Consider the following 23,607-nt stretch of genomic DNA (forward strand, 5'->3'; position numbering starts at 1 on the left):
GGCGATGCTCAGAGGCAACTGAGCCGAGCTGTCTGAATTTAGATTTGCGGTTGTAGCGAAAGCGCGTTGAACGTCAGTTGTTCAATGCACCAGATGGAATCGAGAAGTGCCGGGCATAGAGCCCTTGGTACAGCTGTTCAGCGAAATGCCTTTCGCGCCGGTCAGCCGGGCTGCCACAGCCAAGGTAGGGGAAGTGGTCGATAAAACGGCTAAACAGGCGTTCGCAGTCGCTGCGATAGCGGCGGGTATCCAGAACGTGCGCCTGCCACAACTGCCAGGCAGCACCAGACGGCATCAGCAGTTGATTGGGATAGCACTTCTTCAGGCTGAGAAAACGCCGGTACTCCAGCTCGGCCATGGCCCAGTCCAGGCATTGCAACTGGGGTACGAGGCGCAAGGGAAACAGATCCAATTGCTCGATAGCAGGATCAGTGGGGAGTGGTTGATGGTTTGTCATGACTGGCTCCTCTGTGATGACGAAGCCAGTGTTGATTCGTGGATTCCACAAGCCGCCTAGTTTTTTCGTAGCGAATCGAGCAAGTCGTCGAAGTCCTTGGCCTCTTCGTATTCATGGATGATCAGGCCGCGATATTGCAGTAGCAGCTCACTCTGTGTTTGCACCTCGCAGGCGAGCAGGTAGGCCTGCCGCAGATCCCCGCTGAGGTAATGCGCCATCATGCTGTCCCCCAAGGAAAGTGCGGCGGTTTGCGCCGCCAGGGCCTTCAGCAGATTGCCATGCAGATGGCCAAGGCCCATCTGCGGGAGGGTATCGGCAAAAGGATTGGGTAAAGGCTCTTCGCGAAGATCGGCAACGGGCAGCCGATCCAGAAAAGCGACCAGCTCTTTGCGCAACAGGCCGAGGCCAGCGAGAGACTGGCGTTCAAGAAATAACTGCCTCGCCCAATTGACCAAGGGATGGCGGTTGGCCCCGGGCTTGAGAAACTCGACCACCAGCTTGGGCTCACCAAATACTCCCTGGAGCAGAATGGCATTCCATAGCAAGGTGATGTGCTTGGGGTTGATGCGGACACGATTACGGCTGTCACGGCCGTAGCCCAGTGGTGTCCAGTCCAGTTGGATAATGATGGTCTTTTTTTTGTCAGGGGTGCGCTCTACTTCATCGGGCTCCTTTTTCGAGGGGCACAACGCATTGGCCAGCGTCTTCAATGCATCCAGCAATTTGCCATGCTGACTCAAGGGCTTGGCCAGGCCGACCTTTTTGCACAACAAGTTGTCGTAGACCTGGGAGAGCTCCGGCCAGTGGCGGGAGTCAGATTTCACAGGACATTTCCAGGAGCTCATCTACAGAGGTGCGAGGGCCGAATGACACTGGCATCCCGGCAATTTGTAGCGCCTGTGTGAACCAATCATCAGCAGCGCATTCGTAGCGGCGGCGATATTCATCGACCACGCCCATGCAGTAACCGGCGCGAAGCGCTTCGGACAAACCCGTGGCTACACCTGCAAGCAAACGCTGCTGATCCCGTTTGGCGTAGATATCCACCAGCTCCTGGCAGCTCTGAATCAGATGGCCGGGGTCATCGTTGGCCTGTGCAACAGGTACGCACAAGCTGGCAAGCAGGCAAGCGATGGGCAGGATAGTAGGTTTCACAGGCTGGCCTCCTTGGCCGTAGTGGATACGCTGGGTTCAACACGGGCAGGCATTGCTTCGGGTGTAGAAAGGCTTTCAGTCGCAGCAGTAGGTGCCGCGAGATACACCGCCAGCAAGACCGAGCCAAAGGTCACAATCTTGCTGACCGGGTCATCTTGCAGCAGGTATCGGTAAAGTCCCGGGACATCCTCGGTTTGTGCCATCACAAACGTGAACAAGCCGATGATGATCATTCCCAGGACGCTCATCACGCCCTGGAACATCAGCAAGCGGCTCAGTCCGCGCCACGTGCCAGTGGTGAAGTGTTGGCAGTAGTGGATATGCCGCCACAATAACAAGGCCAGCAACGGCATAACGCCCCACTCCAGCAACGAGAGGTCAGTTAGGCCTTCTCCGTATTCAAAAATTATCAATGGCAGGCCTGCCAGCGTCAGCAGGCCGAGCAGCCACAGACTTCCTGTCCTTAGACCGCGCAGTAGTAGGCAAAGGCCTTTGGTGAGGCCGTTATCCAGCTTGCCGGCCAGAGGGAGTTGGGGGGACTGCATCGGTGCTCCTTGCATGTGTCTTTTGGGGACTTTCATCAATGCCTACTGAACTAGCAGGCGCGTTAACCAGACGGTCAGGGCAGATGCCACGGTGTGTCTGAAATAACGTATCTTCATTTGAAATTGCGCCCGGTAACTCCTTACCGTCCGCACCAGCTCATCTACCAGCCTGCGGGCGTCAGTGTAGAAGGAGTCTCGGTCCCGCCTTCTTGTGGAGGGCACGGCCAGCCCGACTTTGATCGCTTGGCACAACCCTGACGCATGGCTTGCAGGTGGTCAGTGATTGACCTGACGCGTCAGCAAAACCTTGCCCGGTTGGCGCATGACGCCTATTATTCGCAGCAACACGGCCCCCGCCTCTTGGTTCCTAGTGAGCTTACGCGGGGGTTTTTTATTTTCCGGCCTGGATCTCCCCGATCCACCAGCTTTCCCACCCGGCCGGTGCTCCCATATCCGCGATGGACAGCTTGCGGCGCGAATGCTGCGGCGGGAATTTCTGCAAATGATGCTGCATACGTATATGCCATTCGGTGCGTGGACAAACGACCTTGACCATGTGTCGGGCGATGGCCAGCAGCAGGAAGGGCTTGGCGATCAGATCCGCCTTGCCGATAAAGCCATCACACCAGGCAATCGCTCCCTGGTTTGGCAGGCTAGGCTGATCGGTCACATTGCGATTCCACAAGCGGCTGTGGTGCGCCGTGAGGTTGCGCAGATAGCTGAGCGAGCGAACCCAGCTTTGGAAGACCTTCCAGTCGCTCACGCCGTACTTGGCGGCGATACGCTGCTGATCAGCCACTTTCATCATGGCCAGCAACTGGGAAACAGCGCCAAAATCCCAGACCTCGACCGCTACCCAAAGTGGTAGAGCCGGGCCGTGTTGGGCTCGGTAGTGCTTGACGAAATCTTCCTTGGAACGCTGCAAGAGGCCAGTGTATTTATCCCTCCAGGCGTCGAAGGTGGTCATGCCCGTGCGTTTATTGATCTTGCCGGCGAACGAGGGGTGCAGCTGCTTGATGTCCAGATGAGCGAAGGCATTGCGCTGACCCAGCAGGTAGGCGATGTCGACGCGCAAGGCGATCTCGATACGCTCCAGGGCATCCATCACCAGCAGGCGCAGTTTCTTGTCGAACAGGTACAACTCGACGGCATCGACGAACTGGGTATCTGCTTCGAACTGATCGGTGCGCACGGTGCGCAGGGCTTTTGTGGCCGGGTCTTGCTCCAGCTGGAAGACACGGAATGGATACCAATAAGCCGTCAGCCGGTAATAGCCTATGCGCCCCAGATAGCTGAGAGCGGCCGCTTCGTTGGTCACCACCATCCCGCGCGACTTGAGCAGTTCCAGTTGCTCGGCAAAGGACTTCCATGGCCTGTTGTATGCCATTACGCCACCGCCTGCTCGACCAGGGTGCTGGCCAGTTGTTCGTTGAGTTGGCGGGCCTGGGTTAGGCGGGGTTTTAGTTGGTCGCAGAGGGCCATTAGCTGATCGACTTTGGCGACGATGCGGTGTTGTTCGGCAAGTGGAGGGAGGGGGAAAAAGACGGCTCCGATCTTTCCCGGGGATGTGTGCTTAACTTTCATTCCAGTCGAGCTATCAGCAACGCACGATCTGAGATAAACCCCGTTGAAGTAGTGAAAAATATATCCAGAAGAAACAGTTCCACTATCAAAAATGAGCTTCCCTAAGCGCTGATTATGCAAATAGATCTTTCCGTCATTCGGAACAAAAGCTGTACTTCCAAGAAGTCCCGCAGCCTGCTCAGTCATTGCAACAATAAGGTCACCGGCATGAAGCGCAAACTCTTGGTCAACCGGGCCGCAGTAGTATTTTGTACGATCACCACGATCCCGAAATCCACCCGCCTCAAACAAGCTACCTGGTGTAGTCAGAACGTATGGAGAGGCTGACTCGCTAAAATATGCGCTCGAAAAAGCATAACCATGCTTTATGGAAATAAGATCGCTCACTCGGCACCATTCCCATGCTTCTGGCACATCAAATAGCTTGTTCTCTTCCACACTATCTGCGAGTAAGGTCTGCTTCTTGGCCTTGCCCTCAGCCACTAATCGAGCTTTTTTCTCTGTAATGCGCCTAAGCAACTCACTGGCCGGTTCATCGCTCGGATCTTGCGGCACCAGTTTTCCCATCACAGCCAGTTGCAGCAGGGTTTGCTTGAGGGCGTCGATGCTGGGTTCGGTGGTGAGCAGGGTGTGGAAGTGTTCGGCCAGGCGCTGCCAGTTGGCGGCGAAGTCGGCGGCATCGGAGGCCTGGGTCAGGCTGTCGAGTAGCGCCTGCACCAACTGAGCGTGGGCGCTTTCGGCGTCGGCCTGCTGGGCTTCCAGGCGGTCGCACAGGGCCATCAGCTCATCGACTTTGGCGACGATGCGATGTTGTTCGGCGAGGGGAGGTAAACCAAATGGTCTGACGAAGAGCTTGTCGTAAACAAGGCTCTGAACTGTAGTCCCTTGTTTCACATCTTCCTTCAGGATAACGCGCTCAGTGCCACGCAGCATAAGCTGCACATAATTTGATGGCTGAGGTTGGAATGGTGAAATCGCTTTCAAGTCTTGGTTGATAGTGCAGGGCACTGCGGTTATTTGAGCAGGCAGCTTCCGCTTTAAGATGCCGCTTCGGCCCACTAACAAAATAGAGCCAATTGGCACTAACTCCAGGCTTGTTTTATCTAGTGCTAATTGCGTGACCTTTAGCTCGCTATCTGTGATGTCACCATCATGCATGTCCTTAGGGGATACCCAAGGAATGTCACCATTCCAAAACTCTGATTTTGACATTGATGGTGTGCTGCCACCTCGCATAGCTGCGATCTCGTTTAGGGAGGTCCAACTCCATCCCTCAGGCAAGCCAAACGGCTTTTCCCCTTCAGCAGACTCAGCCAGCGGTTTCAGCTTCTTGATCTTGCCCTCAGCCACCAACCGCGCCTTTTCCTCAGCAATCCGCTTAAGCAATTCACTGGCCGGCTCATCACTAGGATTTTGCGGCACCAACTTGCCGCGTACCGCCAGCTCCAGAATCAGCTCGCGCAGCTTCTTGATGCCGTTGGGCGCGCTGGCCAGCAGCGGCAGGTTGTCGGTCAGCAGAGCGGTCATGGGCGGTTTTCCGGAGCAAGCATGTTCATGATCAGGCGGATCAGGGTGTCTTTCTGTGCGGGGGCGGATTCGGCGACCAGCAGGGTCAGCGCCGCCAGCCCGGTGTCATTGATCACAGCGTTGCCCTCGCCATCGAGCAGTCTGCCGTTGCGGTGCAGGAAGTCGACGAAGAGGTAAGCGCCACTGCGCTTGTTGCCGTCAGCGAAGGGGTGGTTCTTGACTACGAAGTACAGCAGATGCGCCGCCTTGCTTTCCAGGCTCGGGTAAGCAGGTTCGCCGAACACGCTTTGTTCGAGGTTGCCGAGCAGCGCGGCCAGGCCATCACCACGTTCGCGGGCGAACAGGTCGCTGGCTTCGCCACGGGCCATCAGCTGGACTTTGAGTTCAGCCAGTTGCCGGCGCGCCTGGGTAGCATCGGGCAACTCACCACCGGGACTGCCGGTGGGCTCGGTGAGCAGACCCTCGTCGTAGCGTTGCAGCCAGAGGAAGGTCTGGGTGTAGCGGCTGACGATCTCTACCAGCCCACGCCCGCCGGCTTCTCCCAGTTCGGGCGTGCGAGCGGCCTTGCGCACCAGCTCCAGCGCCGCCTCCAGCTCGCGAGCGTTAGCCTCGAAGCGCGCGCGGTTGAGCGTATAGCCGCGGGTCAGGTGCTGTTTGAGTACCTGATTGGCCCACTGGCGAAAGCGCGTGCCTTCACGGGACTTCACCCGATAGCCGAGGGAGATGATCACGTCGAGGTTGTAGAAGGCCACCGGCTTGTCGGAGCCAGCAATGTGCAGATTTTGCACATTGCTTTCACGCTCCAGTTCGCCTTCGGCGAAGACGTTGCGGATATGCCGGCCGATCACGGTGCGGTCGCGGCCGAGCAGCTCGGCCAGTTGCTCCTGGCGCAACCATACGCTGTCGTGCTCGACGGTGACGACGATTTGCCCGCTGGCACTTTCGTAGATGGCGACGTCGCTCATGACCGCTCCAGCGCCTCGGCCAGCACGGCCTTGAGCTGGTCGCGCAGCTGGCTGATTTCGCCTTGCAGCTGGGCGTAGTCACGCAGCAGCTGGTCCGGGTCGTGGCTGATCTGCTCGCCCACATGGGGGTTCTTGAAGTCGAGGTTCCAGTTGCGAGCTTTCAGGTCATCCACGCTGACCTTCCAGGCGAACTCGTTTTCCACCCGTGCGGCAAAGCCGTCGGCCTCGCTGCCCCACCAGGCCTCCTCCACGGCGAACTCTTCGACGCGCATGGGGCGCGTCTTGGAGTAGTTCTTCACGCCGGCTGGGTACTGATGTTCGTAGAACCACACCTCTTTGGTCGGCGTGCCCTTGGTGAAGAACAGCAGGTTGGTCTTGATACCGGTGTAGGGGTTGAACACACCGTTGGGCAGGCGAACGATGGTGTGCAGGTTGCATTCGGCGAGCAGCTTTTCCTTGATGCGGCTCTTGATGCCTTCGCCGAACAGGAAACCATCAGGCAGCACCACGGCGGCGCGGCCACCGTCTTTGAGCAGCTGCATGATCAGCACCAGAAACAGGTCAGCGGTTTCCCGGGTGCGGAAGGCAGCCGGGAAGTTGGTTTCGATACCGTCTTCTTCCATGCCACCGAACGGCGGGTTGGCGACGATGCAGTCGACCCGCTCCTTTGGCCCCCAACTGATCAGCGGACGGGCCAGGGTGTTGTCGTGGCGGATCTGGTTCGGCACTTCGATGCCGTGGAGGATCATGTTGGTGGTGGCCAGCAGGTGCGGCAGCGGCTTCTTCTCTACGCCGTAGATGCTGGCTTGCAGCGTGCGCTCGTCCTCGGCGGTTTTTACATAGCGGCTGCGTTTGTGCTCGATGGTGCAGGTGAGAAACCCGCCCGTGCCGCAGGCCGGGTCCATAACCTTTTCATCCAGCTTGGGATCGACCATGCGCACCATGAATTCGGTGACCGGGCGTGGCGTGTAGAACTCGCCCGCGTTGCCTGCGTTCTGCAGGTCACGCAACAGTTGTTCGTAGAAGTTGCCGAACTCGTGGCGCTCCTGCGCCTTGTTGAAGTCCACGCCCTGCTGGATTTTGTTGATCACCTGGCGCAGCAGCTGGCCGGACTTCATGTAGTTGTAGGCGTCTTCGAACACGCTGCGCACCACGAAGGCGGACGGCGTGTTGCTGTACTCGTGCAGGTTCTGCAGCTGCGGAAACAGGTTGTTGTCGATAAAGTCCTTCAGCGCATCGCCGGTCATGCCTTCCGGGTCGGCAGCCCAGGTGCGCCAGCGACAGCTTTCAGGAATGGGCGACTTGTAGTTGTCGTCCATCAGCTCCCACTCCAGCTCGCGGTCATCGAAGATCTTGAGGAACAGCAGCCAAACCAGCTGGCCAATGCGCTGGGCGTCGCCGTCGACACCGACGTCCTTGCGCATGATGTCCTGGATGGATTTGATGGTGGAGCTGATGGACATAACGAATTCTCGGCGGGTGAAACAAAGCGGGGGATTGTATAGCGGTTGGGTCGTGACAGCAGACGCTGCTTTTTGCGAACAAGCTCGCTCCTACAATGCCTGGCTCAACCATGTATTCCCACGTAGGGTGGGCTTCAGCCCACCAATGGGCGTACCCCAGCGCCTCGGCCAATGTGACGTGCAATCCACCGAAACCGCCGTTGCTCTTCCTCGAGTGCCGCCAAGGCTGCGCGGTTGCCCACGGAATGGCTGGGCTAGCCTGTATAGAGCGCGTCTTCCAGCTCATGGATGGCCTGGTTGTAGCCGGCCTTGCCGCCGAATGCCTTGATCAGCTCGATAGGCGCACCGATCTGGTTGAAGGGGTCGAGCTGGAGGATCTTGATGTCTTCGATGTGCTCGATGCCGGTGTGCGCATATTTATCCAGCAGCGCTTCAAGCACCTGTCGGGCGGCACCGGAGTATCTGGCGAAGTAGTTGCGCTTCTTCACCTGCTCGGCGCGCTCGCGACGCGACAGCGCGGGCTGGTCGAAAGCGACGTGGCAGATCAGGTCGAACGGATCGAGTGGCTTGCCCTGCTTCTTTTCCACCTCTTCGGCCAGGGCTTCCCACATCACGCCCTGTGCGGCAAGCTCGTCGATGATGGCCTTCTTCTGCTCGGCATCGCTCCAGCGCCGAAGAAAATCATCCAGCGATGCGAACTGCTTGTGCACGCAGGTGCGGGTGTAGTCGTTCAGCGACTCGGTAATGAGGCGGCCGTCCGGGCCGTAGTACTGCACGCGCTCGGCGATGACATAGATCGGAATGCTGTCGATGACGTACTTGATGCGCTTTTTGCCGTCTTCCTCGCCAGTGAACTCCAGCTCACCGACATCGACCTCGCTGCCTGCGGTGATGCCGTCACCTTCCAACAGATCGTCAGGCGGGACCGGAGGCTCGTCGCCTGACGGGGCGTAAATCACAACGGGATCGCCATCAAAGGCCGGATCGGCAAACAGCTCGGTGGCCTTCTTGAAGTCAATGATGGTGAACCAGTATTTGCCGAAGTCCTCGTTGATGCGGGTGCCCCGGCCGATGATCTGCTTGAACTCGGTCATCGACTTGATGTGCTGGTCGAGCACGATCAGCTTGCAGGTCTGTGCATCGACGCCGGTGGTCATCAGCTTGCTGGTGGTGGCGATGACCGGGTAGCGCGATTCGGGGTCGATGAAATTGTCCAGCTCGGCCTTGCCTTCCTGCTCATCCCCGGTGATGCGCATGATGTATTTGCGATTCTCGGCCACGCGTTCGGGATTGAGGTTGACCAGCGCCTGGCGCATGCGCTCGGCGTGATTGATGTCGTCGCAGAAGACGATGGTCTTCTGGAACGGATCGGTGGCCTTGAGAAACTCGGTGACCTTTTGCGCCACCAACTGGGTGCGCGCCTCGATGACCAGGGTGCGGTCCATATCCTTGAGGTTGTAGATACGGTCTTCGATCAGCTCGCCATTCTTGTCGAGCATGCCCTTGGGTGGCCGCCAGCCTTGCAGGTCTTTGTCGAAATCGATCCGAACCACCTTATACGGTGCGAGAAAGCCGTCTTCGATACCTTGCTTCAAGGTGTAGCTGTACACCGGCTCACCGAAGTAAGTGATGCTGGAAACCTCTTTGGTTTCCTTCGGCGTGGCGGTGAGGCCGACGTGGGTAGCACCGGAGAAGTAATCCAAAATCTCGCGCCAGGCCGAATCCTCAGCCGCGCTGCCGCGATGGCATTCGTCGATGACGATCAGATCGAAGAAGTCGCGGGAGAACTGCTTGTAGATGTTCATCTCTTCTTCAGTGCCGGTCACAGCCTGATAGAGCGACAGGTAGATCTCATAGGACGTGTCGATCTGCCGCTTGGCGATCTTGGTCATCGCCGAACCGAAGGGCTTGAAGTCGTTGTTCTTGGTCTGGTCGACGAGGATGTTGCGGTCGGCCAGAAAGAGGATGCGTTTCTTCTGCTTCGACTTCCACAGTCGCCAGATGATTTGAAAGGCGGTGTAGGTCTTGCCGGTGCCGGTGGCCATGACCAGGAGGACGCGATCCTGCCCACGGGCGACCGCTTCAACTGTGCGGTTGATGGCATTGGTCTGGTAATAGCGCGGCATGCGTCCCGAGCCGTCGTCGTAATACGGCGCCTCAGCCTTGTTTCGGGCCTCGCCTTCCAGGCCCTTCCACTGGCAGTAGCGTTGCCAGAGCTCGGCAGGGCTGGGGAACTGGCCTAGGCTGAGTTCCGTTTCGACCTGATCACCCGTGCCACTGCGGTCATGGAACAGAAAGCCATCGCCATTACTGGAGAACACGAACGGCACGTCCAACGCCTCCGCGTAGCCAAGGGCCTGCTGCATGCCCGAGCCCAGGGAGTGCTTGTTGTCCTTCGCTTCGATTACTGCGAGCGGAAGGTTCGGCTGATGGTAGAGAATGTAGTCCGCTCGGCGTGACTCGCCGCGGCTGTGCAGCTTGCCACGCACGATGATGCGCCCGTTGGTGAAGCTGACTTCCTCACGGACCTGCTTCTGCATGTCCCATCCCGCCATGGCGATCGCAGGCGAGATGAATTTGCTGCAGATATCCCGCTCGGAAAAAGACTTCTTGTCCATGCACCTGTCCTGAAACGATACCAATACGGATGCCCTAGCCGAGGCGATTCATGACCGAGCCAGACAGCGGATAAGCGATTTAGATAGCGAGCTGAAGGCCATCCTTGGAGCGCTGCAGCACTGCCGAGTGCGCATCGATGGCCACAATATCTTTGTGCCATCACCCGGTAAAGCTACAACCTGCACAGTCCGCCAAACGGAGTCATCCAGCGACTGCCGTTATACCGGCATCAAACGACACTGAGGCCTTCCTATGACAGTTGGTTTGATCGTTTCAGTGGAATGTCGAACCGTTCAGTTGGGTGACCTGCTAACACGATATGGCTACCGAGAAGACACATCTAGTCTGGCTACGCATACAGCGTGACGTGGACGGGATTACTAGTCGCGGCCGAACAGGTTAACGACGCCCAAATGAGCCTCCCAGCGCTGATCGCTATCCAGCAGAGGCCAGCCAGTACGTGCATTGGTGACGACATCACTGGCTACGCGGCTCTCGTTGGCGCTGTAGCGCATTGTTGCCCTGCCCTCAAATTGACCGGCACTTACCAGTCCGTACCGCTTGTAGCAAAGGCAGACATCACCTGCGCGAGACGTTACAGCTGGACACGCGTCTGCAGCACGTCTCAAGCGAAGCCTAAGCACGCCGCAGGGCAGCGATCAGCCGCCAACAGCAAACCTGCCCGACGAAGTATCGACACCAGATCACACAAAACCCGCTGCGGACTGTCTATCAGAGGTGATCTCGTAGAACCGTGGGCAATGACCGTTAGACTAGCGGCATGGTTTTACTTGTCATCCCGTGCGATACCTAAGAAATAGCTCTAAAAGTCATATTGGATTTGCGATGACCACCACCTACAACGTCGCATTGGTAAGCCTGTCCATCCTGATCGCGATCGCAGGCTCTTTCACTGCGCTGGACCTGGCCAGCCGAGCTCGCGCCTCGGCAGACTGGATTCGCCACGCCTGGCTATGCGCAGCGGCTGTGTGCATGGGCGGCAGCATCTGGTCGATGCACTTTGTCGGGATGCTCGCGTTCGGCATGCCCGGCATGCAGATTCGATACGACATACCCCTGACGCTCTGGTCGCTGGTCGTCCCCATTGTCGTGACAGCCGTAAGCTTTTTGGCTGTGGCCAGCCGCGGGCTGACTCGTACCACGCTGGTGATTGGTGGCCTGTTCATGGGGCTCGGGATCGGCGCAATGCACTACATGGGTATGGCTGCGATGACCATGCATGCGCAGCTTTCCTATGACCCACTGTGGGTGGCCATCTCGTTCGGCATCGGCATCGGCGCAGCTACCGTTGCACTCTGGCTCTCCACTCGAAGCCGGCGCCTGTCGCTGCAGGCCGTCTCGGCCGTTGCCATGGGCTTCGCCGTGGCAGGTATGCATTACTCCGCGATGGCTGGTGCACATTTCACGCCCTTGGACGATGCGACGCCAGCGCTCCCGGGTGGTGGCCTGGACCTGCTGACGCTAGCGCTTGCGGTTGCCGGGTCGACCTTCGTCGTGCTTTTCCTTGGGCTTACTGCATCAATGTACGACAGGCGCATGGCGAGCCTCAGCGAGCGCGAAGCCGCCGCGCTGCGCCAGAGTGAAGAGCGATTTCGCGAGCTGTACAGCAAGACGCCGTTGCCGCTGCATTCGCTGGACGAACAGGGTCGGCTGGAATCGGTAAGCGATGCCTGGTTGGTGTTGATGGGCCATCGCCGTGAGGACGTCATCGGCCGGCCGCTGATCAACTTCATGACCGAGCGTTCCGCACGGCAGATGCTTAGCCAGGATTGGCCCGTGTTATTGAAAACAGGCGAATGCCTCAACGCCGAGTACCGACTGGTGGCCCGAGCGGGTGCGTTCATCGACGTCCTGGCCTCCACCCGGCTCGAACAGACTACCCAGGGCCCTCTCATCATAGGTGGCCTGGTGAACATCACTGAGCGCCGCCACGCCGAGGCGGCGCTGCGTCAGGCGCAAAAGCTGGAGGCCATCGGTAAGCTCACCGGCGGCATCGCTCATGACTTCAACAACCTGCTTGCGGTAGTAGGCGGAAATCTAGAACTGCTTCGCAAGCGGCTGCCGCAAGACACGACGCGTACCGCCCCCCTGATCGACAACGCGTTGCTGGCGACACAGCGCGGTGCGAGCCTGGTGCAGCGAATGCTGGCATTCGCGCGCAAACAAGAGCTGAATCCCAGTTCGGTTGTGCTGCAAGACCTAGTGCTGAACATGCGCGAGCTGCTGCGCCGCTCTGTCAACACCAACATCAACATCGAAACTCGGTTCCCCCTCAGCTTGCCGCCGGCTTACGTGGATGCGAACCAGCTCGAAATGGTGCTGATCAACCTGGTAGTCAATGCTCGGGATGCCATGCCAACAGGCGGCACCATCTGCATCGAGGGGCAGCTGCGCGCGGCAGCGGAAGGCATGCAGGAATACGTGGCCTTGATCGTGCGTGACACCGGCATCGGCATGAGCCAGGAAACGCTCGCACGCGCTACGGAACCCTTCTTCACCACCAAAGGACCGGGCAAGGGTACGGGCCTTGGTCTATCGATGGCACACGGCCTAGTCGAACAGTCGGGCGGGAGCCTGGCAATCGAAAGCAGCCCGGAAAAGGGAACGACTATCGAGCTCTGGTTACCCTTGGGCGTCTCCGATCAGCGGGGCGCGCCAGCCTCGGATGACAAAGTCGAGCCCGCCTTGACGCCCGTTCCGGCGCTGACAATCCTCATCGTGGACGACGACCCCCTGGTGCTGGCCAACACCGCCGCGCTGCTCGAGGACATGGGCCATCAGGTCACCAGTGTCGATGGTGGCGAGGCAGCGCTTAGTGTTCTGCGCCAGCAGCGAGCTTTTGACCTCCTGATTACCGATCAGATGATGCCGGGCATGACGGGCACCCAGCTGGCCAAGATCGTTAGGGGCGAGAGACCGGAGCTGCCGATCCTGCTGGTCAGCGGCTACGCAGAATTGGCCGAGGAAGGCCGCCCTGTGCACACACTGGCAAAACCGTTCACACAGCACACGCTTAGCGTGGCGATCAGCGAAACACTAGGTCGCCCTAGCTCGGGCACTGTGGTGCCGTTGCTAAGCCGTCGCTGAGTACCGGTTCGCTCCGGCACCAGCCTGCCTGACAACGAAAAAGCCGGCCAATGGCCGGCTTCTCAGTTCATCAATCAACGATACGCAGCGTATGCGCCTGTGCCCAGACGCCATCGGCAGCGCATTTGGCCGATCAAGACTTACCTTTGCTAACTGCAGCGCCCGAACCGAGATCAGCCCCGGTCAGTGGGTCAACCGAGACATCGGACTGGGTCCGCACCGCCATCTGCTGGACCACCTTCTGCTGGGCCTTGCTCAGATCGACCGAAGGCTTTCCATCGCCGCCGTCCACTGCCGGTTGCGGATCTTCGACGAACTCCCATTCCGGCCCCTGATTCCAGGGTCCGCGCAGATCGCCTTCGCCCTGCGACAGGTTGTAGTAGACGTTGGCAAATTGCGGATCGCCCGGCAGTTTGCCTTGAGGGAAATTGGGCTGGATGGCGTGCAGCGCTTTTTCGAATGACTTCTGGTGGGCGATCTCCCGGGTCATCAGGAATTTCAGCGCATCCTTGATGCCTGGATCGTCGGTCACGTTGATGAGCCGTTCGTAGACGATCTTGGCGCGCGCCTCGGCCGCGATGTTGGAGCGCAGATCCGCCGTCGGCTCGCCGATGGAATCGACATAGGCTGCCGTCCAAGGCACACCTGCAGAGTTGGTCAAGGCTGGGCCGCCACCATAGAGCAACGAAGTGATATGCGAATCGTTGCCGCCACCGGTCAGCGAGCGATACAGATCCGCTTCCTTCTCGACGCCTTCGGCCAGCTCGCCCTTGGCGCCCTTGTTGAGCATACCGACGATGGAGCCAATGACTTCGAGGTGGCTGAGCTCCTCGGTGGCAATGTCCATGAGCATATCCTTGCGGCCCGGATCATCCTCGGACACACCCTGGACGAAGTAACGCATGGCAGCGGCCAACTCGCCTTGGGGCCCGCCGAATTGTTCGAGCATCAGGTTTGCAAGGCCCGGATTGGGCGCTGCGACACGCACGGTGTATTGAAGTCGTTTGTTATGGACGAACATGGTTCACCTCTCGATTCTTATGACTTCCCTTGGAAACAACCTCCTTTAGTGAAGGGGCCGCTGACGGCATTGAATGCAAGCGGCCCTACTGGTGGAGTCTAAAAAAACCTAACTGTCCGATTGTTTTTATCAATCATGCCGATGCCTATTGCCAATGAGTCAGCATCAAGCGACTGAGGTCTACGCGCGCGCCGCTTCGCTTCGAGCTACAGTCAACTTGAACCGATGTCGGCGATAGCACTCTATGGAATCCACAGCATTCGCTGACTTCTGAGGTGACAGATGCGCCGTCCGGTACGCTCCCGTTTATCCCGCCATACCCCGTCAATCCTGGCCGCCCTGCTGACTGCGGTAGTCAGCGGGACAGCCCTTGCAAGTTCGCCGCAAGTACTCGGGTGGGTCGAGAAAGGCTTGATCCTTCCTGAGCAGGTCGCGGTGAAATTCAAGCTCGACACCGGCGCGTTGACCTCTTCCATGCACGCCGAAAATATCGACCGTTTCGAAAAAGATGGCGACGAATGGGTGCGCTTCACAGTCGAGCTGGAGGATGTGGATACAGACGAAGACGTCAGAACCCGCCTGGAGCGCAAGATGGTGCGCGACATCAAGGTGCGAGGCGCAGGCGGTGCTGAAGAACGTCCGGTGGTACTGATGAAGGTCTGTCTGGGCAACCAGATGTACGAAGAACAGTTCTCCCTGAACGATCGGGACAAGATGAATTACCCGGTTCTGATCGGTCGTCGCACCCTGGAAAAGGTAGGCCTGGTGGATTCATCCAAGACCTTCACGACCGAACCGAACTGTTCCGGCGCCTAAGCGGCAGAATCACGAGCACGGCGGATCGCCAACGGTCCGCACTCCGTTTCATTTTGTTGCAACTCCCTCATCCCCCTCCGGTCCACTGAACAGAGTCGCCGCTGCAACCGCAGCGCCAGCGCCTGGCTCGCGTCAGGGCGCACATTGATCAATCCGGCCCCGGGGGATTCGTGGAGCATCAAGGTGAATACCTGAGACAGGGCGCCATGCCATCTGACATGGGCATGGACGCACACATGCACATGATGGAACGCCGCCACCTGGCCACGCTCTGGTGTCACTTCGCCAATGTCCTGCTGGGCTTCTGGGTGCTCAGCGCTCCCTTTATCTTTGGCTACCTGAACATTGCGCCAACCGATCTCGACTTGCCGCGATTGGCGACCGAGCGCGAGTTGCCGGACGTGGCCACCCGCGCGCTGCTGATGACCTGGAGCGACGTGGTCAGTGGCGCCTTGGTCGTATTGTTCTCGGTCCTTTCGCTGAAACGTATCGCCTGGGCGCAGTGGGCGAACACCGCCATGGGCCTCTGGCTGATGTTAGCGCCGCTGCTGTTCTGGACGCCCTCGCCCGCCAGCTACGGCAACGCGCTTCTGGTCGGCGGGTTGGTGATCGCCTTCTCGACGCTGGTGCCGATGATGCCCGGCATGAGCATGAGCGGCATGATGCAGAAGGCCGCCGTACCGCCAGGCTGGGACTACAACCCGTCGACCTGGATGCAGCGACTGCCCATCGCCTTGCTTGCGGTAATCGGTATCCTGCTGGCGCGCTATCTGGCCGGCTACCAGTTGGGGCATACCGCCAACGCCTGGGATCCGTTCTTTGGAACCGAGCCCAACGGCACCGAAACCATCATCACCTCCGACATGTCCCGCGCCTGGCCGGTATCCGACGCCGGTGTCGGCGTCATGGCCTATATGATCGAATTGCTGATGGCGGTGATGGGCGATGCCCGACGCTGGCGGACCATGCCCTGGATGGTCGCCGCGTTCGGCGTGGTGGTAGTGCCGCTGGGCGCAGTGAGCATCTTCTTCATCATCGCGCAGCCGATCTTCATCGATACCTGGTGCACCCTCTGCCTGATCCAGGCACTGGCCATGCTGGTGATGATGCCCTACGCCCTGGACGAGCTGGTGGCCATGGGGCAGTTCCTCAAGGACGCGCGCCAGCGCGGCAAACCCTTCTGGAAAACCTTCTGGCAGGGCGATGCGATGGAGGGTGCACGGGAGGACAACACACCCGAGTTCGACGGTAGCCTGTCGTCCATGACCTTGAAAGGACTTCGCGGTGTGAACCTACCGTGGGGCCTCGCGTTGCTTTGCATCCTCGGCGTCTGGCTGATGTGCACACGCCTGATTTTCGGCACTGAAGGGTCGATGGCCAACAGCGACCACCTGATGGGCTCATTGTTGATCACCGTCTCGGTGCTGGCCTTCGCTGAAGTGGCACGTCCGCTGCGCTTTCTCAACTTGCCGATCGGCGCCTGGCTGATCGCCGCCCCTTCGTTCCTCGAGGGCGCCGGGTTCGCGGCCACCATCGGTAGCCTGATCGCCGGCGTGCTGGTGATCGGCCTGAGCCTGCCACGCGGACCGATCCGCCACCGCTATGCGGGCTGGAACGCGCTTCTTCGCTAACCCATCAAGACAGGAGCTTTTAGATGAGCGACCGCGAACAGACTGCCGTGATCTGTGGAGGCACTGCTGGCGTAGGCCGCGCAACCGCCCATGCGTTCGCGCGGGCAGGCTTTCGCGTGGCGGTGATCGCACGCGGTGAAAAGGGCCTGTCCGACACGCGCGAGGAACTCGAAGCGACCGGAGCGAAGGTCCTGGCGATTTCCGCCGATGTCGCCGATGCCGAAGCCGTCGATCGCGCCGCCGAGCGAATCGAGGCGGAGCTGGGGCCAATCGAAATCTGGGTCAACGCCGCCATGGCGACGGTGTTCGGGCCGGTCAACAAGATCAGTGCTGCGGAATTCAAACGCGTCACCGACGTCACCTACCTGGGGTTCGTGCATGGCACGCTGGCTGCGCTGCGCCACATGGAGACGCGCAACCGCGGCACTATCGTGCAGGTCGGATCGGCGCTCTCGTACCGCGCGATTCCGCTTCAATCGGCATACTGCGCAGCCAAGTTCGCGATCAGGGGCTTCACCGATTCGCTGCGCTGCGAACTGATTCATACCAACAGCCGGATTCGGCTGACCATGGTCCAGCTGCCGGCGCACAACACGCCGCAGTTCGACTGGTCGCGCAACAAGATGAACAAGCGCCCCCAGCCGGTTCCCCCCATTCACACGCCTGACGTGGCCGCGCGCGCCATCCTGCGCGCTGCCACCGATGCGCCGCGCGAGCTCTGGCTGGGGCGTGCGTCATTTCAGGCGATCATCGGCAACATGTTCATGCCCGGCCTGCTCGACCGGATGATGGCCAAACAGGCCTGGAGCGGCCAGATGACCGACGAGCCGGCCAGAGATGAACAACCCGACAACCTGTTCCAGCCGGTCGAAGGCTTGCATCGTATCGAAGGCAGGTTCGGCAAACAGATGAAAGACAAAGCCCTCGGGCTGAGTTCAGAGACCGTCGGAAAGCTGGCCGCAGGCGGCCTGGCGGTGACAGCAGCGATCGTCGTCGCGGTGGTGGCCGCCATTGCCAGTTAGCGGCCGCTTGGCTTGACGGGCGAGACGTCAGCCGTGCTGCCTCGCCCGCCGTCAATCAGATCACAGCATGCTCTGATGACGGCATCCGTTAACGATGCGAGGCCAGCTCCTGCCGGGCCTGACGGACGACCGAGAAGCCAGCTGACAAGGCAAGCCCCGCCATGACCAATGCAACGACAAGGTCCGGCCAGGCAGCGCCGGTACCAAAGACCCCTGCCGCGGCGATCATCACCGCGAGGTTACCAATCGCGTCGTTGCGGCTGCACAGCCAGACCGAGCGCATGTTCGAATCCCCTTCCCGAAAGGCGTAGAGCATCAACGCGACGACGACGTTGGCAATCAGCGCCAGCGTGCCGATCACGCCCATGGTCAGCGGTTCGGGTACGACATCGGCGTATACCGACCACCCGGCACGGCCCAGCACGAACACGCCGAACGCCAGCATCGTCAGGCCTTTAACCATGGCAGCCCGTGAGCGCCAGACCAGCCCCATCGACAGCACCACCAGGGTGATGCCGTAGTTGGCAGCGTCGCCGGCGAAATCGATGGCATCGGCCAGCAGCGAAACCGAGCCGGAACGCAGCCCGCTGATGATCTCCACGACAAACATGATCAGGTTGATCGCCAGCGCGACCCACAGGGCCTTGCGAAAACTCGGGTTGACCGCCGGTGTTGAACAACCGGAATCACAGCATCTCGACGACATGGAATGCCCTCCTGAACTATATTCGGAGCCATTGCACACCCTGGAGCAACTCCAGGGTCAAGCCATTTTTAGACATTTAGCTGCTTTACGAATGAGGAGACCCCGATGCGCATAGGTGAACTGAGCACAGCAGCCGATGTGGACGTCGAAACCATTCGCTATTACGAAAAGATCGGCTTGATGCCCGCCCCTGAGCGCGGTTCCAACGGCTACCGATCCTATTCCTCCAGGCAGCTGGCGCAACTGACGTTCATCCGCCACTGCCGCGCCCTGGATATCGGGCTGGCTGATATTCGCCGGCTGCTTGAATTTTCCAATCACCCGGACGCCAGCTGCGGCGACATCAACCACCTGATCGACGAGCAGCTCGAACGCGTCCGTACGCGACTGGAAAACCTCCATGCCCTGGAGCTTCAGTTAAAGGAACTCCGCAGCTGCTGCACCGGCAATCGCGCCATGCATGGTTGTGGCATCCTCAACGAGCTGACCAGTACGCCAGCGGCCATCAAGGCCGGCACCACGCAGCCGTAGCAGTCGGTTTTAGGCGACCTGACAATCGCCGGTCAGCACTTGGCGTCGCGCCCGGCTCCGCTAACGCATGGCTTGTCGGCACGCGCCTGACGCCAACCGCTGGTGACTGATATTGCAGGTGCTTGGCGCAACGCAGCGGCAGCGATAATCTTCCTCTCTTTTTGCCTCGAGCCTTTCCGATGCCCTTGTTCGATATGCTGCTATTGATCGCTGCCGGCTTTGCCGCGGGAGGCATGAACGCACTCGCAGGCGGCGGTACCTTCTTTTCGTTTCCAGCATTGCTTGCCACGGGCTTGCCGCCAGTGACCGCCAACGCGACCAACGCGGTTGCGCTCTGGCCCGCCAGCCTCGCCGGCGCCTGGGCCGCGCGCTCGGCGTTACACCCTCTTGGCCGCTACCTGATCCCCCTGCTACTGGCAGGCTTAATTGGTGGTTTGCTCGGCGGCCTGTTGCTGCTGGCCAGCGGCGATGACGTCTTCAGTCTTCTGATTCCCTGGCTGCTGTTGCTCGCCACTGCGCTGTTCGCCGCCAGTCCCTGGCTGAGCCGCTGGCTCGCGGCGCGCCGCAAGGACAATAACGCGGTGCCGCCTCATGCCCCGACATCGCTGGCCGCTCACGCGCTGGTCTCGATCTACGGCGGCTATTTCGGGGCCGGCATGGGCATCCTGCAGCTGGCGGCCTTTTCCATCGAGGGCCATCAACTGGTCCGCGCCAATGCGCTGAAAAACCTGATCTCGGCGGTGATCTACAGCGTCGCCACAGCGACCTTCGTCATCGCCGGTCGGGTGAGCGGCTACGAGCTGGCGATCCTGCTGGTGGGCACCACGTTTGGCGGCTACGCTGGCGGCGCGCTGAGTAAGAAACTGCCCGCGACCTGGTTGCGTCTGTTCGTGATTCTGGTGGGCAGCACCATGACCCTTTACTACTTCCAGGCCATGTACTGGCCGTCACCGGCTGGCCTCTAGCCCGCTCGGCTTATGGCTTCTGCCGGCCAGCTCTGCTAGTGTCGCGCCCGTTTCAGAGCAGCCGCAGAGAACAGGTTCCGCCATGGCCCGCAAGAAAGTCGCCCTCGATTTCGAACAATCCCTCGCCGAGTTGCAGCAGCTGGTCGAGCGTCTGGAAAGCGGCGAGCTGTCGCTGGAAGACTCGCTGACCTGCTTTGAGCAGGGCATCGGTCTGACCCGTGACTGCCAGGCAGCGCTCAGCCAAGCCGAACAGAAAGTGCAGATCCTTCTGGAGCGTGACGGCAAGTTGCAGAAAGCCCCATTCGAGGCGGATTCCGAAGCATGATCGGCGACTACCAGAAACGCTGCCAGCGACGCGTCGACAACTGCCTCGACACGCTCTTCTCCCCACCGCGCCCGCAACTCGACCGTCTTTACCAGGCCATGCGCTACAGCGTGATGAACGGAGGCAAGCGCGTCCGTCCCCTGCTGGTCTACGCCGCCTGCGAAGCGCTCGAAGGTGACGTTGCCCTGGCCGATGGCGCAGCCTGTGCCGTCGAACTGATTCATGCCTATTCGCTGGTGCACGATGATCTGCCAGCCATGGACGACGATGACCTGCGCCGTGGCCAACCCACCACCCACAAGGCCTTCGACGAAGCCTGCGCGATTCTCGCCGGTGATGGCCTGCAGAGCCTCGCGTTCGAAGCCCTGGCGCGCGACCCGCTCAACCCATCCGCCCCATCGCTGCGTCTGGACATGCTGGCCAGCCTCGCACGTGCCGCAGGCCCGGCCGGCATGGTCGGCGGCCAGGCGATCGATCTGGGATCGGTGGGACTGAAGCTCGACCGCAACGACCTGGAATTGATGCACCGGCACAAGACCGGCGCGCTGATTGAAGTCAGCGTACGTCTCGGCGCCCTCGCCAGTGGCCGTTCCGATGAGCAGAAACTGGCGGCATTGCAGCAGTACGCTCAAGCGGTGGGCCTGGCGTTCCAGGTACAAGACGACATCCTCGATGTGGAAAGCGACACCGCTACGCTCGGCAAACACCAGGGTGCCGATATCGCGCGTGACAAGCCCACCTACCCGTCGCTGCTCGGCATGGACAGCGCCAAGGCCTATGCGCTGGAGCTGCGTGACCTGGCGCTCGATGCCGTCGCCCCGTTCGGGCCCAGCGCCGAGCCGCTGCGCCAGCTGGCCTGCTTCATCGTGGAACGCCGCAGTTGACCGGCGAACCGCCACTGCTCGGCGCTGCGTCTGTTCGGCATAACGGCGACCGTTGATGCTTGAGACGTTCTTATCGTTGTAACCATCGGGTAAACTGCGGCTCTTTTTTCAGCCAAAATGATTCGCCCGATGCCCAAGACGTTTCATGAGATTCCTCGGGTCCGCCCTGCGACGCCCGTTCTAGATCGCGCGGCCACGCCCGAGCAGCTGCGCCGGCTAGGCGAAGCGGAACTCGAAGAACTCGCCAACGAACTGCGTCAGGACCTCCTCTACAGCGTAGGCCGGACCGGCGGGCACTTCGGTGCTGGCCTTGGCGTGATCGAGCTGACCATTGCCCTGCATTACGTCTATGACACGCCGAAAGACCGCCTGGTCTGGGATGTCGGTCATCAGGCCTATCCGCACAAAATTCTCACCGGGCGCCGCGAGCGCATGGAAAGCCTGCGCCAGAAGGACGGCCTCGCCGCCTTCCCACGCCGTAGCGAGAGCGAGTACGACACCTTTGGCGTTGGCCACTCCAGTACCTCGATCAGCGCCGCACTGGGCATGGCCATCGCCGCCCGCATGCAGGGCAAGAAGCGCAAATCCATCGCAGTCATCGGCGACGGCGCGCTCACGGCAGGCATGGCTTTCGAAGCACTGAACCATGCGCCGGAAGTCGGTGCGGACATGCTCGTAGTGCTCAACGACAATGACATGTCGATCTCGCGCAATGTCGGCGGACTGTCCAACTACCTGGCCAAGATCCTTTCCAGCCGCACCTATTCGAGCATGCGCGAAGGCAGCAAAAAGGTCCTCTCGCGCCTGCCCGGTGCCTGGGAAATCGCCCGCCGCACCGAGGAGTATGCCAAGGGCATGCTGGTCCCGGGCACGCTGTTCGAAGAACTCGGCTGGAACTACATCGGCCCGATCGACGGCCATGATCTGGCGACGCTGATCGGCACCCTGCGCAACATGCGCGACCTCTCCGGCCCGCAGTTTCTGCATGTGGTCACCAAAAAGGGCAAAGGCTTCGCTCCGGCGGAAGTCGACCCGATCACCTGGCACGCGATCAGCAAGCTTGACCCCATCGGCGGCCCGGTCAAGCCGAAGAAACCCAGCGGCCCGAAGTATTCCAACGTGTTCGGCCAATGGCTGTGCGATATGGCTGCGGTAGACCCACGCCTGATGGGCATCACCCCGGCCATGAAGGAAGGCTCGGATCTGATCGATTTCAGCGAGCGTTATCCAGACCGCTATTTCGACGTCGCGATTGCCGAGCAGCATGCGGTTACGCTGGCTGCAGGCATGGCCTGCGAGGGTGCCAAGCCGGTCGTGGCGATCTATTCGACCTTCCTGCAACGCGCCTACGATCAACTGATCCATGACGTCGCGGTGCAGAACCTCGACGTGCTCTTCGCCATCGACCGCGCCGGTTTGGTCGGCGAAGACGGCCCGACCCATGCGGGCAGTTTCGACCTGGCCTATTTGCGCTGCATCCCCGGCATGCTGGTAATGACACCGAGCGACGAGAACGAGATGCGCCGGATGCTCACCACTGGCTACCACTTCCAAGGTCCCGCCGCGGTGCGTTATCCACGCGGCACCGGCCCGAACGCAATGATCGAATCGGGCCTCGAACCGCTTGATATCGGCAAGGGCGTGGTGCGTCGCGAGGGTACGCAGGTCGCGCTGCTGGTGTTTGGCGTGCAACTACCGGACGCCATGCAGGTTGCCGAAACACTGAACGCAACAGTCGTCGACATGCGTTTCGTCAAGCCCCTGGATGAGGCATTGGTGCGCCAGATAGCCGACAGCCACGCGCTGTTGGTGACCATCGAGGAGAACAGCATCATGGGCGGTGCCGGCAGTGCGGTCGGAGAGTTCCTCGCCGCGCAAAACCTGAGCACACCGCTCCTTCAACTGGGCCTGCCTGACTACTACGTCGAACATGCCAAACCCAGCGAGATGATCAGGGAGTGCGGACTGGACGCCGCCGGTATCGAGGCGGCAGTCAAAGCGCGACTGGCAAGGCTGCACACTCAGCCGTAGGATCCAGCGCCGCCATGGGCAACAGCGAGGCGGTCTGGGTATATGGGAGTCGAATTTCCATACCTCGATCTTCGCTGGGTCCGGGGATGGATGAAACATCATCCACGCAACGCTGCCGTAGCTGGGCCGGGCGGATCAATCCTTCCCGGACCAAGAGCTTCCTAAGCCCCCAACCGATCAGCTCTGTTTATCGCAGCCTTGCACTGAAGCGCATCGCTCGTTCGCTTGTTTTTCCCCAGCCCAGGCCGTAAG

21 protein-coding genes are annotated in these 23,607 nt (G+C 60.2%); 9 read left to right on the plus strand and 12 right to left on the minus strand.

Annotated features, from left to right (window positions below):
- Nucleotides 1-73 precede the first annotated feature (73 nt).
- The 10 genes from ACQKEK_RS06360 to ACQKEK_RS06405 form a co-directional block, all read right to left on the minus strand.
- Nucleotides 74-457 carry a glycine-rich domain-containing protein gene (locus tag ACQKEK_RS06360; protein WP_499141648.1) on the minus strand — a complete coding sequence of 128 codons (384 nt, stop codon included), beginning with the start codon at nucleotides 455-457 and terminating at the stop codon, nucleotides 74-76.
- A gap of 56 nt (nucleotides 458-513) precedes the next feature.
- Nucleotides 514-1,281 carry a hypothetical protein gene (locus tag ACQKEK_RS06365; RefSeq protein ID WP_128121910.1) on the minus strand — a complete coding sequence of 256 codons (768 nt, stop codon included), beginning with the start codon at nucleotides 1,279-1,281 and terminating at the stop codon, nucleotides 514-516.
- Nucleotides 1,271-1,612 carry a hypothetical protein gene (locus ACQKEK_RS06370; protein ID WP_128121911.1) on the minus strand — a complete coding sequence of 114 codons (342 nt, stop codon included), beginning with the start codon at nucleotides 1,610-1,612 and terminating at the stop codon, nucleotides 1,271-1,273. The genes ACQKEK_RS06365 and ACQKEK_RS06370 overlap by 11 nt, the downstream gene beginning before the upstream one ends.
- Nucleotides 1,609-2,157 (minus strand): hypothetical protein, encoded by a 549-nt coding sequence (locus ACQKEK_RS06375; RefSeq protein ID WP_499141649.1) that lies wholly within the window; start codon nucleotides 2,155-2,157, stop codon nucleotides 1,609-1,611. Before ACQKEK_RS06375 ends, ACQKEK_RS06370 begins: the two co-directional genes overlap by 4 nt.
- Nucleotides 2,158-2,548: 391 nt before the next feature.
- The gene (locus ACQKEK_RS06380; RefSeq protein WP_499141650.1) at nucleotides 2,549-3,544 is read right to left on the minus strand and encodes an Abi family protein; all 996 of its coding nucleotides are present in this window, start codon (nucleotides 3,542-3,544) and stop codon (nucleotides 2,549-2,551) included.
- Nucleotides 3,544-5,268, minus strand: coding sequence for a restriction endonuclease subunit S (locus ACQKEK_RS06385; RefSeq protein WP_499141651.1), 1,725 nt, complete (start codon nucleotides 5,266-5,268; stop codon nucleotides 3,544-3,546). The genes ACQKEK_RS06380 and ACQKEK_RS06385 overlap by 1 nt, the downstream gene beginning before the upstream one ends.
- Complete coding sequence (locus ACQKEK_RS06390; RefSeq protein WP_499141652.1) at nucleotides 5,265-6,233, minus strand: virulence RhuM family protein/type II toxin-antitoxin system death-on-curing family toxin; 969 nt, start codon at nucleotides 6,231-6,233, stop codon at nucleotides 5,265-5,267. Before ACQKEK_RS06390 ends, ACQKEK_RS06385 begins: the two co-directional genes overlap by 4 nt.
- The gene (locus ACQKEK_RS06395) at nucleotides 6,230-7,696 is read right to left on the minus strand and encodes a type I restriction-modification system subunit M (protein WP_499141653.1); all 1,467 of its coding nucleotides are present in this window, start codon (nucleotides 7,694-7,696) and stop codon (nucleotides 6,230-6,232) included. Before ACQKEK_RS06395 ends, ACQKEK_RS06390 begins: the two co-directional genes overlap by 4 nt.
- A 254-nt stretch (nucleotides 7,697-7,950) precedes the next feature.
- The gene (gene hsdR, locus ACQKEK_RS06400) at nucleotides 7,951-10,314 is read right to left on the minus strand and encodes an EcoAI/FtnUII family type I restriction enzme subunit R (RefSeq protein WP_499141654.1); all 2,364 of its coding nucleotides are present in this window, start codon (nucleotides 10,312-10,314) and stop codon (nucleotides 7,951-7,953) included.
- A gap of 381 nt (nucleotides 10,315-10,695) precedes the next feature.
- Nucleotides 10,696-10,830 carry a hypothetical protein gene (locus tag ACQKEK_RS06405; protein WP_499141656.1) on the minus strand — a complete coding sequence of 45 codons (135 nt, stop codon included), beginning with the start codon at nucleotides 10,828-10,830 and terminating at the stop codon, nucleotides 10,696-10,698.
- A 331-nt stretch (nucleotides 10,831-11,161) separates the two neighbouring features.
- On the opposite strand from ACQKEK_RS06405, the gene ACQKEK_RS06410 reads away from it, so the two are divergent.
- Entirely contained in the window at nucleotides 11,162-13,423 is a 2,262-nt protein-coding gene (locus ACQKEK_RS06410; protein WP_499141657.1) for an MHYT domain-containing protein, read from the plus strand.
- 133 nt (nucleotides 13,424-13,556) lie between these two features.
- On the opposite strand, the gene ACQKEK_RS06415 is transcribed toward ACQKEK_RS06410, so the two are convergent.
- The gene (locus ACQKEK_RS06415; RefSeq protein ID WP_128121918.1) at nucleotides 13,557-14,444 is read right to left on the minus strand and encodes a manganese catalase family protein; all 888 of its coding nucleotides are present in this window, start codon (nucleotides 14,442-14,444) and stop codon (nucleotides 13,557-13,559) included.
- 282 nt (nucleotides 14,445-14,726) lie between these two features.
- Here ACQKEK_RS06415 and rloA3 point away from each other — a divergent pair, with 282 nt between their 5' ends.
- From rloA3 to ACQKEK_RS06430, 3 genes are all read left to right on the plus strand, one after another.
- Nucleotides 14,727-15,260 carry a retropepsin-like aspartic peptidase RloA3 gene (rloA3, locus tag ACQKEK_RS06420; protein WP_499141658.1) on the plus strand — a complete coding sequence of 178 codons (534 nt, stop codon included), beginning with the start codon at nucleotides 14,727-14,729 and terminating at the stop codon, nucleotides 15,258-15,260.
- 236 nt (nucleotides 15,261-15,496) lie between these two features.
- Nucleotides 15,497-16,891 carry a vitamin K epoxide reductase family protein gene (locus ACQKEK_RS06425; protein WP_499141659.1) on the plus strand — a complete coding sequence of 465 codons (1,395 nt, stop codon included), beginning with the start codon at nucleotides 15,497-15,499 and terminating at the stop codon, nucleotides 16,889-16,891.
- Between the two features lie 23 nt (nucleotides 16,892-16,914).
- Nucleotides 16,915-17,913: an SDR family oxidoreductase gene (locus ACQKEK_RS06430; RefSeq protein WP_499141660.1), complete on the plus strand. Its 999-nt coding sequence runs from the start codon at nucleotides 16,915-16,917 to the stop codon at nucleotides 17,911-17,913.
- A gap of 88 nt (nucleotides 17,914-18,001) precedes the next feature.
- On the opposite strand, the gene ACQKEK_RS06435 is transcribed toward ACQKEK_RS06430, so the two are convergent.
- Nucleotides 18,002-18,619, minus strand: a complete 618-nt coding sequence (locus ACQKEK_RS06435; protein WP_499141661.1) for a cation efflux transmembrane domain-containing protein — start codon at nucleotides 18,617-18,619, stop codon at nucleotides 18,002-18,004.
- 105 nt (nucleotides 18,620-18,724) lie between these two features.
- Here ACQKEK_RS06435 and ACQKEK_RS06440 point away from each other — a divergent pair, with 105 nt between their 5' ends.
- From ACQKEK_RS06440 to dxs, 5 genes are all read left to right on the plus strand, one after another.
- A complete protein-coding gene (locus ACQKEK_RS06440; RefSeq protein ID WP_499141662.1) occupies nucleotides 18,725-19,150 on the plus strand; it encodes a Cd(II)/Pb(II)-responsive transcriptional regulator in 426 nt (141 codons plus the stop codon).
- Between the two features lie 179 nt (nucleotides 19,151-19,329).
- The gene (locus tag ACQKEK_RS06445) at nucleotides 19,330-20,115 is read left to right on the plus strand and encodes a sulfite exporter TauE/SafE family protein (RefSeq protein ID WP_499141663.1); all 786 of its coding nucleotides are present in this window, start codon (nucleotides 19,330-19,332) and stop codon (nucleotides 20,113-20,115) included.
- 82 nt (nucleotides 20,116-20,197) lie between these two features.
- Nucleotides 20,198-20,440, plus strand: a complete 243-nt coding sequence (locus ACQKEK_RS06450; RefSeq protein WP_499141664.1) for an exodeoxyribonuclease VII small subunit — start codon at nucleotides 20,198-20,200, stop codon at nucleotides 20,438-20,440.
- Complete coding sequence (locus tag ACQKEK_RS06455) at nucleotides 20,437-21,324, plus strand: polyprenyl synthetase family protein (RefSeq protein WP_499141665.1); 888 nt, start codon at nucleotides 20,437-20,439, stop codon at nucleotides 21,322-21,324. Before ACQKEK_RS06450 ends, ACQKEK_RS06455 begins: the two co-directional genes overlap by 4 nt.
- Nucleotides 21,325-21,453: 129 nt before the next feature.
- Nucleotides 21,454-23,355, plus strand: a complete 1,902-nt coding sequence (gene dxs / locus ACQKEK_RS06460; protein ID WP_499141666.1) for a 1-deoxy-D-xylulose-5-phosphate synthase — start codon at nucleotides 21,454-21,456, stop codon at nucleotides 23,353-23,355.
- The last annotated feature ends 252 nt before the right edge of the window (nucleotides 23,356-23,607 follow it).

Source organism: Pseudomonas sp. NPDC077408, from assembly GCF_050269105.1.
In the GTDB taxonomy this organism is placed as follows: Bacteria; Pseudomonadota; Gammaproteobacteria; order Pseudomonadales; family Pseudomonadaceae; genus Stutzerimonas.

What these genes read in the sequence shown, in the direction of transcription:
- ACQKEK_RS06360 (WP_499141648.1), bottom strand. Translation starts at nt 457, where the DNA reads ATGACAAACCATCAACCACTCCCCACTGATCCTGCTATCGAGCAATTG.
- ACQKEK_RS06375 (WP_499141649.1), bottom strand. Translation starts at nt 2,157, where the DNA reads ATGCAGTCCCCCCAACTCCCTCTGGCCGGCAAGCTGGATAACGGCCTC.
- ACQKEK_RS06380 (WP_499141650.1), bottom strand. Translation starts at nt 3,544, where the DNA reads ATGGCATACAACAGGCCATGGAAGTCCTTTGCCGAGCAACTGGAACTG.
- ACQKEK_RS06385 (WP_499141651.1), bottom strand. Translation starts at nt 5,268, where the DNA reads ATGACCGCTCTGCTGACCGACAACCTGCCGCTGCTGGCCAGCGCGCCC.
- ACQKEK_RS06390 (WP_499141652.1), bottom strand. Translation starts at nt 6,233, where the DNA reads ATGAGCGACGTCGCCATCTACGAAAGTGCCAGCGGGCAAATCGTCGTC.
- ACQKEK_RS06395 (WP_499141653.1), bottom strand. Translation starts at nt 7,696, where the DNA reads ATGTCCATCAGCTCCACCATCAAATCCATCCAGGACATCATGCGCAAG.
- hsdR (WP_499141654.1), bottom strand. Translation starts at nt 10,314, where the DNA reads ATGGACAAGAAGTCTTTTTCCGAGCGGGATATCTGCAGCAAATTCATC.
- ACQKEK_RS06405 (WP_499141656.1), bottom strand. Translation starts at nt 10,830, where the DNA reads ATGCGCTACAGCGCCAACGAGAGCCGCGTAGCCAGTGATGTCGTCACC.
- ACQKEK_RS06410 (WP_499141657.1), top strand. Translation starts at nt 11,162, where the DNA reads ATGACCACCACCTACAACGTCGCATTGGTAAGCCTGTCCATCCTGATC.
- ACQKEK_RS06415 (WP_128121918.1), bottom strand. Translation starts at nt 14,444, where the DNA reads ATGTTCGTCCATAACAAACGACTTCAATACACCGTGCGTGTCGCAGCG.
- rloA3 (WP_499141658.1), top strand. Translation starts at nt 14,727, where the DNA reads ATGCGCCGTCCGGTACGCTCCCGTTTATCCCGCCATACCCCGTCAATC.
- ACQKEK_RS06425 (WP_499141659.1), top strand. Translation starts at nt 15,497, where the DNA reads ATGCACATGATGGAACGCCGCCACCTGGCCACGCTCTGGTGTCACTTC.
- ACQKEK_RS06430 (WP_499141660.1), top strand. Translation starts at nt 16,915, where the DNA reads ATGAGCGACCGCGAACAGACTGCCGTGATCTGTGGAGGCACTGCTGGC.
- ACQKEK_RS06435 (WP_499141661.1), bottom strand. Translation starts at nt 18,619, where the DNA reads ATGTCGTCGAGATGCTGTGATTCCGGTTGTTCAACACCGGCGGTCAAC.
- ACQKEK_RS06440 (WP_499141662.1), top strand. Translation starts at nt 18,725, where the DNA reads ATGCGCATAGGTGAACTGAGCACAGCAGCCGATGTGGACGTCGAAACC.
- ACQKEK_RS06445 (WP_499141663.1), top strand. Translation starts at nt 19,330, where the DNA reads ATGCCCTTGTTCGATATGCTGCTATTGATCGCTGCCGGCTTTGCCGCG.
- ACQKEK_RS06450 (WP_499141664.1), top strand. Translation starts at nt 20,198, where the DNA reads ATGGCCCGCAAGAAAGTCGCCCTCGATTTCGAACAATCCCTCGCCGAG.
- ACQKEK_RS06455 (WP_499141665.1), top strand. Translation starts at nt 20,437, where the DNA reads ATGATCGGCGACTACCAGAAACGCTGCCAGCGACGCGTCGACAACTGC.
- dxs (WP_499141666.1), top strand. Translation starts at nt 21,454, where the DNA reads ATGCCCAAGACGTTTCATGAGATTCCTCGGGTCCGCCCTGCGACGCCC.